Here is a 14,728-nt window from a genome sequence, read left to right as displayed (position 1 = left end):
TATAACCTACCTTTCTTTTATTTGACGCTGGTTGCAAACTCTAAACTATGCAATTCATAATTGCGAAAACTTCAGTTTTTACATTATTAAGTCTTTCTCTTGTTTCCTGTTCAGATTTTCCATTCAACGAAAAGTATACTTTTATTTTTGGTTCAGTACCAGATGGCCTTATAACAAACCATGATTCATCCTCAAAACAGAATTTCAAAACATTTGATTTAGGCAATTGTAACTTATCAAAATCTCCTGTTATCAAATCATAATGTATACCTAATTTATAATCAAATAGATTCGTTATACTATTACCATTTATTATATTTGGCTTATTATCTCTAAAATATTCAATAATTTTAGAAATTTTATTATGTCCAGATACACCTTCAACAGTAAATGATACAACTTCATCTATAAAGATTCCATGTCTTTCGTATAAACTGTTTAAAACATCTATTAATGTTTTACCCCTCTTCTTATAGTAGGCACTCATTTCAGCAATTAGCATTGATGCAATAACCGCATCCTTATCTCTAACAAAATCACCATATAAATAACCATAGCTTTCTTCATATCCAAATATAAAGGTATTTGGATTGCTTAATTCTAATTCATTTATTTTATCTGCTATATACTTAAACCCCGTTAGAGTTTTACACGTTTGAACATCATAACTCTTTGCAATTTTACATCCTAAATCACTAGTTACAATTGAATTTATAATGATAGAATTATCAAGCAATTCATTGTTTAAGCTTTTTATTTTTAATATATAATCAACTAAAAGTGCCCCAACTTGATTACCAGTTAATGCAGAATATTCATGTGTATTATTATCTTTTACGACAACGCCTACTCTATCACAATCAGGGTCTGTAGCAAGTATAATATCAGCATCATTCTCTTTTGCTAATTTGATACCAAGTTTGAATGCATCAATATCTTCTGGATTAGGATATTTGACTGTGCTAAATTTTGAGTCTGGTTTTTCTTGTTCTTTTACAACAAAAACATTTTTATATCCTATTTCATCTAATACTCTTCTTACTGGAATATTTCCTGTTCCATGCAATGGAGTGTATATTATTTTTATATTATTATCAACATCTTTACATAAACTTAATTCTTTTACAAGTTTTATATAACTATCATCAATTTCCTTGTCTACTGTTATTATATTTGAATTATCAATATTTTGTGTAAATTTAATTTGCTCGTAATTTAGATTTGCAATTTCTTCAGTTATTTTATTAGCTTCACTTTCAATTATTTGTCCACCGTTACTGTTATAAACTTTGTAGCCATTATACTGGCATGGATTATGACTAGCTGTAATTACAATACCAGCTTGACACTTTAAATACCTAACAGCATAAGATAATTGTGGTGTGCTTTTAATTTCATCAAATAGATAAGCCTTTATACCATTAGAAATTAGTACATCTGCTGCTGTCTTAGCAAATTCTTTAGACATTAATCTAGAGTCATATGCAATTACAACGCTTATATCGTTAATATACTCTTTTATTAAATAATTTGCCAATCCCTGTGTTGCTCTTCCAACCGTAAGTATATTCATTCTATTGGTACCTGCTCCTATAACTCCTCTTAACCCTGCAGTACCAAACTCTAAGTTTTTATAAAACCTATCCTCTATTTCATTTGTATTATCTTCAATTTGTCGTAATTCTTCTTTGATTTTATCGTCAGCAAAGCTTCCTTCTAACCATAATCTAAACTGTTCTAAAAAATTCATAATATTTCCTCTATTTTATAACTGATTTTAAATTCATCAAAAAATCTTCTCTTATATCTTCTCTTTTTAAAGCATAATCGACAACAGCTTCAAGATATCCTTTTGTATTGCCTGTATCATATCTTTTACCATCAAACAAATATGCATATAAGCTTTGATTTTTCAACAACTTTAACAAACCATCTGTTAGTTGTATTTCTCCACCAACACCAACCTGTAAGTTTTCTAGAATATCAAAAATTTCTGGTGTGATTATATATCTGCCAACTATTGCAACATTAGATGGAGCATTTTCTACATTTGGTTTTTCTACAAGATTATCAACCTCAAATATTTTTTCAGATAATTGTTTTCCTGAAATAATTCCGTACTTATTAACTTTATCTTCATCAACTCTTTGAACACCAAGTATTGTACTTTGATATTTATTAAATTGATCAATCATTTGTTTTAAGCAAGGAGTATCCGAGTAAATCAAATCATCAGGTAAGATTACTGCGAATGGTTCGTTGCCAATAAAAGTCTTGGCTAACCAAATAGCATGACCTAAGCCCTTAGCTTCTTTTTGTCTAATAAAATGTATATTAGCTAAATTCGTTATCTCTTTTAGTTTTTCTACTACTTCATGTTTGTTTTTTGAATCAAGTAGTATGTCTAATTCTACCTCGTTATCAAAATAATCTTCTATGGATTTTTTATGTCTACTTGTAATTATCAATATATCTTCTATTCCAGCCTCTACAGCTTCCTCAATAACATACTGAATAGCCGGTTTATCTACTATTGGCATCATTTCCTTAGGAACAGATTTTGTTGCAGGCAAAAATCTAGTGCCAAATCCAGCAGCAGGTATTACCGCTTTTTTTATATTCATACAAACACATCCTTTTATTATACTCGCCTATAATCTTTTCTTATATCATCTGTTAATAATGAATCACTTAATGAATCTAAATTTTCTAAAGATTTTCCGGTTCCCTTTGCTACACAAGAAACAGCATCATCAGCTATGTGTGTGATAACACCAGTTCTTTTTGCAATTAATTTATCTAATCCATCAATTAGACATCCTCCACCAGTCATAACTATACCCCTTTCACTTATATCTGAAGCTAACTCAGGAGGAGTTTTTTCAAATACAGAATGAACAGCATCAGCTATGCTCGTAACTGTTTCTTCCATAGCTTCCAACATATCAGATGAAGAAATTGTTATGTTTTTAGGTAAACCAGTAACTAAGTTCCTACCTCTAACTTCCATAGTCTTTTCTTCTTCTACAGGAAAAGCTGTACCTATACTAATTTTTAAATCTTCAGCACTTCTAGTTCCAACCATAACATTATATTTCTTTCTTATATATCTAACTATAGCTTCATCGCACTTATCTCCAGCTATTTTAATTGATTTGCTAACAACTATTCCCCCTAATGAAATTACAGCAATATCTGTAGTTCCACCACCAATATCAATAATCATGTGTCCAGCAGGTTTGGAAATATCAAGTCCGGCTCCTATAGCTGCGGCAACAGGCTCTTCTATCAAAAAAGTTCTCTTTGCTCCTGCATTGTTGCTTGCATCTAATACCGCTCTTTTTTCAACTTCTGTAACTCCACTAGGAACACATATAATTACTCTGGGTCTAATAAAAGATGATCCTATAGCCTTTTTAATAAAATACTTTAACATTTTTTCTGTTATGTCAAAATCAGAAATAACACCATCTCTCAATGGTCTTATAGCTACTATATTGCCAGGAGTTCTACCAAGCATTTTTCTAGCTTCTTCTCCTACTTCCAAAATTCTATTTGTGTTTTTGTCTATTGCGACAACAGAAGGTTCTTGCATAACAATTCCTTTGCCTCTTATATAAACTAACACACTAGCTGTGCCAAGATCTATGCCTACATCTGCTCGTATACCCATATTTATTCCTCCAATTTATCTAAATGTATTTATAAAAATTTTAAATTTCGTTTTATTAAAAGTCATACTAACTAATTATACAAAAAAAACAAAAAAATATCAAATTGTTTTTTGTCAACATATTTTACTAGCTGAAATCATAACATATATTATTATAACTTATGGGTGGTATGTGGTATTATGATATTAAAAATAAAAATAAGAAATTTAATAATATTAATATTAATTATAGCTTTAGCTATTTCTTCTATATTAATATATCAAAACAATAAAATTTATTCAGTTTCAACAACAGAAAAAAAATTCATAAAATATGTCGAATTTAATGTTCCATATTCTCTTTTAGATTGTGCATTAAAATATGATATAAAATTTCATAATACAGAAAAACCAATTAATTGGATAGAATTAATTGCGTATTTGGGCGCAAAGTATGGCGGTGAATATAAAAGATATAAACGTTCTCATTTAGATAAACTTGTAAAAAAATTGACCGATGGAGAATCCATGGAAAAATTAACTGAAGGCATGAAATACTACGATTATTATTTAGAAGCTTATACTGCGGTACTTGATGGATTTGTTGGAGAATATGAAATTGAGCAACAAAAAAAAGACACTGAAGAAGAAACCGAGTGGGTTAAGAAATATGGACTTATTGCTTTTTCTCCAATTGCAAAAGGTTACGAGTATTGGCATTATGATGATTTTGGTGTTTCTAGAACATATGGCTACAAGAGAGTTCATCTTGGTAATGATTTGATGGGTCAGGTTGGAACACCTATAATTGCAGTTGAAGGAGGAATCATCGAAGCTTTGGGATGGAACAGATATGGAGGGTGGCGAATAGGAATAAGAAGCTTTGATAACAAAAGATATTATTACTACGCACATCTTAGAAAGAACTTTCCTTTTAAAAAAGCACTAAAAGTGGGAGATACCGTTAAGGCTGGTGATGTTATCGGCTACATGGGTAGAACTGGTTACAGCAATACTGAAAACACCAATAACATAACTAAATCTCACTTGCATTTTGGTATAGAATTAATATTTGATGAATCCCAAAAAGAAAGCAACAATGAAATTTGGATTAATGTATATAATATAGTTAGATTACTTAATAGAAATAAATCTAAAACTGTTAAAAATCTAGAAACTAAAGAATACCATAGAGTCTATGATATTAAATATTAACATTTGCTTGATTTTTTTAATATTCTTGCTATAATACATATATTATACAAATGTTTTTTTACGAACTAAGGAGAAAATAATGCAAAACAACTCGCAGAATAAAATGGGTACTACACCTATGTTAAAACTAATTATATCAATGTCATTACCCGCAATGTTTTCTATGCTAATTCAATCTTTATACAATATTGTTGATAGTATGTTTGTTGCTAAGCTTGGGGAAAATGCACTTACAGCAGTTTCCCTAGCTTTTCCTATTCAAATACTTATCATTGCGGTTGCAGTTGGTACAGGTATAGGTATAAATTCTTTGGTTTCCAGAAGATTAGGGGAAAAGAAACAAGATGAAGCTAATAGTGCCGCTACACATGGAATTATATTAGGTATATTTAATGGTTTAATATTTGCTATACTTGGAATACTATTTACTAAATTATTTTTCACTTCATTCACAGATGATAAAACCATTGTAGATATGGGATATAACTATATAATTATAATAACAACTTTTTCAATTGGTTCATTTGTGCAAATAAATCTTGAAAAAACTTTACAAGCTACTGGCAATATGATTTATCCGATGCTATTTCAGTTAACAGGAGCTATCACAAATATAATTTTAGACCCTATTATGATTTTTGGCTTATTTGGATTCCCCAAATTAGGAATCAAAGGCGCTGCAATTGCTACTATTACAGGACAAATTATAGCTATGATTTTTTCTCTATATATCGTTTTGAAAAAGAAACATGAAGTTAAAATATCTTTTAGAAATTTTAAATTTAACATTAAAACTATAAAAGATATATATGCCGTTGGTTTTCCATCAATGATTATGCAAGCAATAGCTTCACTACTTGTTATAGGACTTAATTCTATATTAATTGCATTTTCAGATGCAGCAGTAGATGTTTTAGGTGTTTACTATAAATTACAATCGTTTATATTTATGCCAGTATTTGGATTAACACAAGGTGTTATGCCTATTATGGGATACAATTTCGGTGCAAAAAACAAAAATAGGCTTATTTCAGCTTTAAAAATTGGAATTGCAATTGCTTCTATTATTATGCTTTTTGGAACTATTTTGTTTATGAGCATACCAAATAAACTATTGATGTTGTTTAATGCGACAAATGAAATACTAGAAATAGGTATACCAGCTTTGAGAATTATCTCTATATGTTTTATTTGTGCCGCAGGTGGAATTGTATTTTCTACATTTTTTCAGGCTGTTGGACATGGAAGAAAAAGCTTATACATTTCAATACTAAGACAGCTAGTTATAATTTTACCATCCGCATTTTTTTTGTCAAAGTTAGGTATTAACTATGTATGGTATGCTTTCCCTATTTCGGAGATAGTAGCATTGGTAGTTAGTATTTGGTTATTTTTCATGCTTTATAATAAAACTATAAAAACTATTTAAATATACCTACAATTAGCTGCTAAAATTATATTTGCTTGACAAAGATAATTTTACATAATATACTATTTTTTGTACAATGTTTTTTTTTCGTATAATCTTTAAAACAAAGGAGATTTAAAACTATGGAACCGGACGGGATATGGGTCTATATTATCCTACTACTCTTTCTTATTTTTACAAATGCATTTTTCGCAATGTGCGAAATAGCAGTAATTTCATTAAATGATAGCAAAATTAAAAAGATGGCAACCTCTGGAGATAAAAGAGCTAAGCTTTTATTGAACATGGTAATTGAACCATCAAAATTTTTAGCAACTATACAGGTTGGAGTTACAATTTCAGGATTTCTAGCATCAGCTATAGCTGCAGATACTTTTGTAGAACATATTATATATTTCTTTAGAGATTATAATATTAATGCAACTTTACTAAAAACGATTTCACTTATCGTAATTACTATTATACTATCGTATTTCACATTGGTTTTAGGAGAACTTGTACCAAAGAGACTTGCACTTAAAAACTATGAACGCATTTCTTTCAAATCTGCTAAAGCACTTTCTATCATATACAAATTTGAAAGACCAATGGTAGCTTTGTTATCAGCATCAACTAATGGTGTTTTACGATTATTGGGAATGGACCCTAACGAAAAGAATGGGGATGTAACTGAAGAAGAAATCCGTATGATGATTGATGCGGGTAATGAGAATGGTGCTATCGAACAAAGTGAAAAAGATATGATACATAATGTCTTCGATTTTGATGATAGAATTGTAGACGAAATTATGACACATAGAACAGAAATAACTGCTTTAGAAATTAATACACCGCTAAGCGAAATAATCAATGTAGCACAAAGCGAAGGATATTCTAGAATACCAGTTTTTGATGATGACTTAGACAACATCGTTGGTATTTTGTATGTTAAGGATTTACTAAATCTTGTATTAGAAAGCTCGGTTGAAAATTTTAAAGTTTCTGATTACATGCGTTCCGCACTATATATTCCTGAAACTAACCGTTGCAAAGATTTATTTCAAGAGTTTCAAAAAACTAAAATACAAATGGCTATCATCGTTGATGAATATGGTGGAACATCTGGTATAGTAACTATGGAAGATTTACTTGAATCTATAGTTGGCAATATTCAAGATGAATATGACGATGAAGAAGAAGAGATTACATTAATTTCTGATAATTTATATAAAATTGATGGTATGTTTGCTCTAGACAAAATAGAAAGATTATTTAATATCACATTCCCTGATGAAGAGGAATATGATTATGACACTATAAGCGGATACATAACAGGCGTATTAGGTAGAATACCTAATGATAATGAACATCCAGTTATATCAGTTGAAAATGTAGATTTTAAAGTTTTAAGTGTTGAAGAACATAGAATCACAAAAGTTCAAGCACTCGTTAATAAAATTATAGAAGATGAAAATAACGAGAATGATGAGAACGTAGATAAAAAAGTTAAAAAAAATAAAGAAGATTAAAATACATTAAACTACGTCTTTTCATTTAGCGATTCTATTTGAAAAGATGTAGTTATTTTTTTATATACTAAGAAAGTTCTACTCCTATCGGAGTTGTGTAGCAACTTGCTTATATTTTTATTGTTTTTCTCCATTTTTATATACTTCTAACAATTTAAAGTTTTTGTTACATATTAAAAAATCAGCTCTATAGCCTATATCTAAAATTCCTACTTTATCATCAATACCAACAGCTTTTGCTGGTAAAATGGTAGCACTATTGATTGCATCTCTTATATTTATTCCTATGTCAACTAAATGCTTTATATTATCAAACATAGTATTATTCGATCCAGCAATAGTACCATCTCTAAGAGTAGCTTTATTTTCTTTAACCACTACATCCAACTTTCCTAGACTATAGTTACCATCACCAAGCCCACATGATGCTAATGAATCTGATATTATAACTAATTCTTCACTATAGTTTTTAAACATCATTTCAAGAATTACATCATCAATGTGGAGCCCATCACATATTAGTTCTTTTGTAATTGGATATTTCAGAGCTGCTCCAACCAATGATGGCTCTCTATGATGCATTTGGTTCATAGCATTAAATATATGTGTAATATGAGTTGCTCCAATTTCTATGGCATTTTTAGCAGTTTGCAAATCACAAGCTGTATGTCCCAATGATAGCTTGAATTTATCTTTTGAATACTCCATTAGCTTATCAAAATTGCTTTTTTCAGGTGCTACTGTCATTAACTTTATGGAATCTTGAGAATCTTGCCACAAATTCTCCACTAATTGCATATCGATTTCAATTATATTTTTTTCATTGTGAGATCCCTTTTTTATTTTACTTATGAATGGTCCTTCTAAGTTTATCCCCATAAAAGGTGATTTTTCACTGTAATTGTCAACAATATTAACTATTTGTTGTTTATATAATGTCTTATCTAATGTAACAATGGTTGGTAAAAGACTCGTTGTTCCATTTTTTATATACCAACTTGCCATTTGTTGCATTTGCTCTTTAGTAGCATCACCAAAATCATACCCGATACATCCATGTGTATGTATATCAACAAGACCTGGTATTACAAGTTTATCCTCTAAATCTATATAGTCCTTAACATCTATATCGTGTTCTAACTTTGATATTACACCATTTTTAATCTCAAAATCAATTGCGTTAAATCCTTCTCTTGAAAAAACTATTCCATTCTTAAATATCATTTTCTACTCTCTCCAAAGCAAATTGTACTGCTCCCATCAAGCCTGCCTTATTAGCAAACGAGGCACTAATTACCTTAACATTTCTATATCCAAGCATTACTTTTTCTTTCAGCCTAGTATTAATTTCATTTATTATATATTCTTCCTTCATTATCCCACCGCCAAGAATTATTGCTGGAGGATTAAAAATGTGTGTTACGGTTATCAAACCATAAACTACCTCATCTATCCACTCGTCAATTTCTTTCTTGACTTGTGAATTACCATTGTTGAAAGCTTCAAAAACTTTTTTACCATTGTCATAATTTATATTTATCTTCATACAACTTTCAACCAAAGTCCTTGTACAAGCATGCTCATTGTAACAACCATATGCACCACATGCACATTTTTTCCCATTTGGATGAGTTACTATGTGCCCTATTTCTCCTGCTAGGCCATTGCTACCAGTATAAACTTGTTTGTTTATAACTATTGCTCCTCCAACTCCTGTTCCATAAGTCAGACATATGAAATCATTGTATCCTCTACCAGCTCCAAAGTGCGCTTCGCAAAGTGCTGCAGCATTTACATCATTTGTAACCCATACAGGTTTTTTATACTTTTCTTCAAATATTTCTTTTAATTTAGTACCTGTATAATCGCATATAGCACTGCTACTAAATATAATACTACCCTTTTTTTCATCAACTAAACCTGCTGTACAAATTCCAATGCAATCAAACTCATATATATCTGCTTGACTTGAAATAATCTCTAAAATGCCATCTCTACCCTTTTTAGGATATTCAAATTCCTTGAAATCTATCAAACCTTTTTCTTTATCATATACTGCAAACTTAATTAAAGTTCCACCTATATCGAATGTTAATACTTTCATCTACAAATTTCCCCCATATTCAACAATCTCTTTAATAATCTTTGAATTTGCCTTTTTATATTCTCCTTGCAATGGTAGGGTTGTACTTGTAAAATGTATACTATCATGATTTGCTGAATAATCTATAGATTTTTCAAAAGCTGAGGTGTGAACCCAAGTACAATTAATTTTATCATGTAGTTCTTTTATATTATGTATTCTAATATTTCCAGCGGGTAAAATTTCTATTCCACCTATCTCGATTATTTTTTTTATATTATTTGAGCCCTCTAAAGCAGTTTTCTCTTTGCCTGCTGTCAAAATTCTTGTTATACCTATTTGTTTAAGTTTTATTGCTGATTCTATAAGTGGTGATTTTGAAACATCAAATGCTTTATGAAATACTGTTTTACATCTACCATTTACTACACTACAAAACTTTTCACACTTATCATAGTCTATAGTTTTATCCTCTTTCAAAAATCCAAAAACTATTGCATCAGCACCATTTTGTATAAATATTTCTGCATCTCGTAGCATTAACTCAAACTCATCATCGTTGTAGCAAAACCCACCTTCACGTGGTCTAATCATAACAGCTATTTCCAGTTTAGTGTTTTCTCTTGTCATCAAAAAAGCTCCTAATGATGGTGTTAATCCACCAAAGAACAAGTCAGAACATAGCTCAACTCTATCTGCTCCACCTTTATAAGCCTCCAGAGCATCAATATACGAGCCACAGCAAACCTCAATTTTCATTTTTTCCTCCCAGTATAACTTATATGTATAATCTTTTTATTTAATTGTAACGTAAATATTATAACATCCAAATGCAACAATAAATAGTATAAAATATTTTTAGTTGACATATTTATCCAAAGGTGTATAATAAGTATTAAAATATTAAGGAGAACTATATGATACAAGATAAAATAATTGATGTAACAGATCAAAATTTTATAAATTATATTTCAATGTTTGAAAAAAGAAAAAATGATATATTAGAAATTGTCGATAATCTTGTGCCAGAATTGCAATTTTATTATAAAAAGGCAATAACTCAAATGTCGGCTACTGCTATAATATCTATCAATCTGAAAGATTTAGTATCTCATGTAAATCATATCTATAATGTTGTAAATAGTATAGAATATTGTAAAAGTTTGCCACTAAACATAATTTTTGATTATATACTACCTTATCGTATAAATGATGAAGATTTCAAATTATATAGTCCCTTACTTTATAAAGAACTTGAAAATGAAATTGATGAAAAGAGCATAGTTAATACAGCTATAAATACTAATTATTGGTGTTACTCAAAGGCTACATATCATCAAGCAGATGATAGAACTCAAAATGCATTGACAACTATTAAATCCGGATTTGGTCGTTGTGGTGAAGAAAGTGTATTGTTAGTTAGTGCTCTTAGAAGTATTGGCATTCCGTCAAGACAATGTTATAGTCCATTTTGGGCTCATTGCGATGATAATCACGCATGGGTTGAAATTTTTACAGGCAACAAGTGGGAATTTTTAGGAGCATGCGAGCCAGAGGAAAAACTAAACATAGGATGGTTCAACAATGCAGCTTCTCGTGCTGGAATAATAAGACATAGGGTTTTTGGCTTTAATAATTGTAGTTTAAACTCAGATGAAAATCATATTTTCACTACTAAAACGTCAACTGATATATATATACATACAAAAAAGGTAACAATTAAAGTTCTTGACGGCACTAATGTTGCTTCATACGCTAAAGTTGGTATGTATACCATAAACTATTGCATACCATCATTGATACTAGAAAAGACAGCAAATGATAAAGGAATTGTCGAATTTGAAGTAGGCATGGGAGAGTATTTATTCTTTTCATCAGTTAAAAACAAATATGATATAAAAGCATTAAATGAAAATGATATAGAATTAATATTGGATTTATCAAAATGTCCTAATTCACTTGAATTTAACCTGATTCCATTTGAAGGAACATTCTCTAGCGTAAATGATATAGTATCAGATAATCACATAAAAAGGCTCAAAAATTTGCTTTTAAAAAGAGAATCTTTGCATAATTCGTCAAATCATAGCACTAATAAATACATAAATCTAGCACAATTAAACAGTGAAGAACTAGAAAAATTTTTAAACTGTACTAGTTTAACTACACAGATTAAAAACAATATCTTAGACACATTAACACAAAAAGACTTTACAGATATTACATATGAAGTATTAATGGATATGTCGTTATCATATGTCTATAAAGACAAATTTAGTAGCAACATATTTTTAAAATATATTTTACCTCTTAGAGTAGGAAACGAACCACTGTATGTTCAAAGAGCATTTATAAGAGCATTTTTTAAAGATAAGAAAATAAATTCACCTATACAAGTATATAATTACTTAATAAGTAAATGTACATTTATGGATAGCTATAATTATGTAGGACTTATAGGGGATATAAAAGCTGTATTAAAGTATAATATTGTCACTAAGAATAGTTTACCTATTCATGTTGTACAAATATGCAGGGCTTTGGGAATACCAGCAAGGCTAAATTCAAGTGATGGCAGTATGGAATATTTTGATGGTGATTATTTTAAAAAAATAATACAAGAAAATTTAAGTAAATCATCTTTAGTTATCACTAATACTTCTGCTGAACAGCTAACAAATGGAGTTAATTTTACCATTTGCAAACTAGAAGATGGGTATTTTAGTCAACTTAAATTTGATACAATTTCAAATTATGAAACTAATTATTCACTGTCTAGCGGATTATATGCTGTTTCGCAATCTGCTAGACAAATAGATGGCTCAAATATTGGTAGTATCAAATTTATCAATCTGACTCATAATGATACCAATCATGTAAGTCTAAATTCACCTATAAATAATACAAAGCAGAAGCTTAAAAGTGTCCCTATTCCTAAAAATCTTGACATAACAAATAGTAGAACAATACTTGCCTATATAGAAAACGAATCTGAACCTACTGAACATTTTTTGAATGAGCTTTTAGAAAATGAGCAACGTTTAAAACAATTTGATATTAAAGTAATTTTGTTTAGTAACTGTAATGATAAAAATGAAACTATACTAAAAGTTTTAGAAAATGGCTTAGCAAGTTACAACCAAAGTATTTTCAATAAGGAATGGGAAGAATTTAGATATAACATGTGTATTGGGGATTTAAGATTACCATTTATAACAGCAGTTAAAGACAATGTAGCACTATATTCATTTGCAAATTATAATGTTGGCACTGTTGATATGCTCGTAAAAATATTTGAAACAGTAAATTTACATAACAACTAGAAAAAGGAACTAATAATTAAAAATACCAGACTAGTAACAATTCATTGTTACTTAGGCTGGTATTTTTTAATTAGATTTTGTTAACTCGTTAGCTTCTACTTATATTTTTCAAGGATTTTCTAAACTGAATTATAAACAAAATTGATGTCACTGTAACAGCAATAAAATCAGCAAATGGCTCTGCCATAAATACTGCAGTCGTTTTATTCTCCATAATTAATGGCATAATATAAATTAGTGGTATCAATACTATTATTTTTCTAAACAAAGCTAGGAAAATTGAACTTTTAGCATTACCAATAGCAATAAATGTTTGCTGGCAAGCAATTTGAATTCCAAATATACATGAAACAGCCATATATACTCGTAGTGCATGTACTGTAAATTCTACTAACACTGGATCATTGTTAAATATTTTTACGAATACTTGCGGTGCTAGCATAATTCCAATCCAAAGTGTAGTTGAATAAACAATAGATGATACTAACAGCAGTTTGAATGCTTTCTTAACCCTATCAGTATTTTTAGCACCAAAATTGTAACTTGTTATCGGCTGTGCTCCTTGGGTTAAGCCCATAAGCGGCAACATTGAAAATTGCGTTACACTTGTTAATATTGTCATAGCACCTACTGCAATATCCCCTCCATACCTTAAAAGAGACTGATTGAAGCATACTGCAATTAAACTTTCTGTTGATTGCATAATAAATGGAGATAGTCCAAGAGTTAAACACGGCAATATTATTTTTGACGATATCTTTAAATACTCTTTTTTTATTCTTAAGTTAGTTTTTTTGCCTGTTAAAAACTTAATAACCCAGATAGCTGATATAGCTTGGGAAGTAATTGTTGCTAACGCAGCACCCGAAACTCCCATATTAAGACCATATATTAGAATTGGATCTAAAATAATATTGCATATTGCTCCAATTAAAACTGTATACATGCTCATTTTAGCAAAACCCTGTGCTGTTATAAACGCATTTAATCCAAGAGTTAATTGAACAAATATTGTTCCAATACTATAAATACGCATATATGATAATGCATATTCTATTGTATTTTCACTTGCACCAAATACTAATAATATTTTCTCTGCAAACATTATAAATAGAAATGTTAAAATTAATGATATAATTACAAGAAGGGAACTACAATTTCCCAATGTTTTTTCAGCATTATCTTTATCATTTTTACCAAGAAAAATAGATGCTCTTGATGCTCCACCTATGCTAACCAACGAAGCAAAAGCTGTAATAATCATAATTAACGGTAAGCAAACGCCCGTTCCAGTTAATGCCAATTTTCCTACCTCTGCTATATGACCAATATACATACGGTCAACTAAATTGTAAAGTAAGTTTATAAGCTGTGCAACTATTGCTGGAAGTGCCAAGTTAAATAACAATTTTCCAACTTTTTCTTTCCCCAATGATTCTGTCTTATTTTGATACATTTATGCTCTCCTTTATGTTATAATTTTATATGTTGTTTATAAGAATTGACATATTTAATTCT

The 14,728-nt window shown here is 29.7% G+C and carries 11 protein-coding genes; 4 read left to right on the top strand and 7 right to left on the bottom strand.

Annotation, left to right across the window (positions count from 1 at the left end; all coding sequences use genetic code 11):
* Window positions 1–40: 40 nt before the first annotated feature.
* Genes JYG23_RS11950 through JYG23_RS11940 form a run of 3 tightly spaced genes read right to left on the bottom strand, consistent with a single transcriptional unit; the run spans window position 41 to window position 3,673 of the window.
* On the bottom strand, window positions 41–1,750 hold the full coding sequence (locus tag JYG23_RS11950) for a phospho-sugar mutase (protein WP_207235898.1): 1,710 nt from the start codon (window positions 1,748–1,750) through the stop codon (window positions 41–43).
* 10 nt (window positions 1,751–1,760) lie between these two features.
* Complete coding sequence (gene galU / locus JYG23_RS11945; protein ID WP_207235897.1) at window positions 1,761–2,624, bottom strand: UTP--glucose-1-phosphate uridylyltransferase GalU; 864 nt, start codon at window positions 2,622–2,624, stop codon at window positions 1,761–1,763.
* Between the two features lie 17 nt (window positions 2,625–2,641).
* Window positions 2,642–3,673 (bottom strand): rod shape-determining protein, encoded by a 1,032-nt coding sequence (locus JYG23_RS11940; RefSeq protein ID WP_207235896.1) that lies wholly within the window; start codon window positions 3,671–3,673, stop codon window positions 2,642–2,644.
* Window positions 3,674–3,853: 180 nt separating this feature from the next.
* On the opposite strand from JYG23_RS11940, the gene JYG23_RS11935 reads away from it, so the two are divergent.
* The 3 genes from JYG23_RS11935 to JYG23_RS11925 all read left to right on the top strand — a co-directional run bounded on the left by JYG23_RS11935 (window position 3,854) and on the right by JYG23_RS11925 (window position 7,804).
* On the top strand, window positions 3,854–4,867 hold the full coding sequence (locus JYG23_RS11935; RefSeq protein WP_207235895.1) for a M23 family metallopeptidase: 1,014 nt from the start codon (window positions 3,854–3,856) through the stop codon (window positions 4,865–4,867).
* A 79-nt stretch (window positions 4,868–4,946) separates the two neighbouring features.
* Entirely contained in the window at window positions 4,947–6,296 is a 1,350-nt protein-coding gene (locus tag JYG23_RS11930; RefSeq protein ID WP_207235894.1) for an MATE family efflux transporter, read from the top strand.
* 194 nt (window positions 6,297–6,490) lie between these two features.
* Window positions 6,491–7,804 carry a hemolysin family protein gene (locus JYG23_RS11925; RefSeq protein WP_242631569.1) on the top strand — a complete coding sequence of 438 codons (1,314 nt, stop codon included), beginning with the start codon at window positions 6,491–6,493 and terminating at the stop codon, window positions 7,802–7,804.
* Window positions 7,805–7,921: 117 nt separating this feature from the next.
* Here the strand turns inward: JYG23_RS11925 and nagA are convergent, their stop codons facing one another.
* From nagA to JYG23_RS11910, 3 genes are read right to left on the bottom strand one after another with little or no spacing between them, the layout of a single operon-like run.
* Complete coding sequence (gene nagA, locus JYG23_RS11920; RefSeq protein WP_207235892.1) at window positions 7,922–9,028, bottom strand: N-acetylglucosamine-6-phosphate deacetylase; 1,107 nt, start codon at window positions 9,026–9,028, stop codon at window positions 7,922–7,924.
* Window positions 9,018–9,908, bottom strand: a complete 891-nt coding sequence (locus JYG23_RS11915) for an ROK family protein (protein ID WP_207235891.1) — start codon at window positions 9,906–9,908, stop codon at window positions 9,018–9,020. Before JYG23_RS11915 ends, nagA begins: the two co-directional genes overlap by 11 nt.
* Window positions 9,909–10,646 carry a copper homeostasis protein CutC gene (locus tag JYG23_RS11910; RefSeq protein ID WP_207235890.1) on the bottom strand — a complete coding sequence of 246 codons (738 nt, stop codon included), beginning with the start codon at window positions 10,644–10,646 and terminating at the stop codon, window positions 9,909–9,911.
* A 158-nt stretch (window positions 10,647–10,804) separates the two neighbouring features.
* On the opposite strand from JYG23_RS11910, the gene JYG23_RS11905 reads away from it, so the two are divergent.
* Window positions 10,805–13,210 (top strand): transglutaminase-like domain-containing protein, encoded by a 2,406-nt coding sequence (locus JYG23_RS11905; RefSeq protein WP_207235889.1) that lies wholly within the window; start codon window positions 10,805–10,807, stop codon window positions 13,208–13,210.
* An 88-nt stretch (window positions 13,211–13,298) separates the two neighbouring features.
* Here JYG23_RS11905 and JYG23_RS11900 read toward each other — a convergent pair whose 3' ends face one another.
* A complete protein-coding gene (locus JYG23_RS11900) occupies window positions 13,299–14,666 on the bottom strand; it encodes an MATE family efflux transporter (protein WP_207235888.1) in 1,368 nt (455 codons plus the stop codon).
* Between the last annotated feature and the right edge of the window lie 62 nt (window positions 14,667–14,728).

It is taken from the genome of Sedimentibacter sp. zth1, assembly GCF_017352195.1.
Classification (GTDB): Bacteria; Bacillota; Clostridia; order Tissierellales; family Sedimentibacteraceae; genus UBA1535.
Note: the sequence above shows the minus strand (reverse complement) of the source record. Positions and strands in the feature narration are given on the sequence as shown.

Coding starts and splice junctions, on each gene's coding strand:
- JYG23_RS11950 (WP_207235898.1), bottom strand. CDS start 1,750: ATGAATTTTTTAGAACAGTTTAGATTATGGTTAGAAGGAAGCTTTGCT.
- galU (WP_207235897.1), bottom strand. CDS start 2,624: ATGAATATAAAAAAAGCGGTAATACCTGCTGCTGGATTTGGCACTAGA.
- JYG23_RS11940 (WP_207235896.1), bottom strand. CDS start 3,673: ATGGGTATACGAGCAGATGTAGGCATAGATCTTGGCACAGCTAGTGTG.
- JYG23_RS11935 (WP_207235895.1), top strand. CDS start 3,854: ATGATATTAAAAATAAAAATAAGAAATTTAATAATATTAATATTAATT.
- JYG23_RS11930 (WP_207235894.1), top strand. CDS start 4,947: ATGCAAAACAACTCGCAGAATAAAATGGGTACTACACCTATGTTAAAA.
- JYG23_RS11925 (WP_242631569.1), top strand. CDS start 6,491: ATGTGCGAAATAGCAGTAATTTCATTAAATGATAGCAAAATTAAAAAG.
- nagA (WP_207235892.1), bottom strand. CDS start 9,028: ATGATATTTAAGAATGGAATAGTTTTTTCAAGAGAAGGATTTAACGCA.
- JYG23_RS11915 (WP_207235891.1), bottom strand. CDS start 9,908: ATGAAAGTATTAACATTCGATATAGGTGGAACTTTAATTAAGTTTGCA.
- JYG23_RS11910 (WP_207235890.1), bottom strand. CDS start 10,646: ATGAAAATTGAGGTTTGCTGTGGCTCGTATATTGATGCTCTGGAGGCT.
- JYG23_RS11905 (WP_207235889.1), top strand. CDS start 10,805: ATGATACAAGATAAAATAATTGATGTAACAGATCAAAATTTTATAAAT.
- JYG23_RS11900 (WP_207235888.1), bottom strand. CDS start 14,666: ATGTATCAAAATAAGACAGAATCATTGGGGAAAGAAAAAGTTGGAAAA.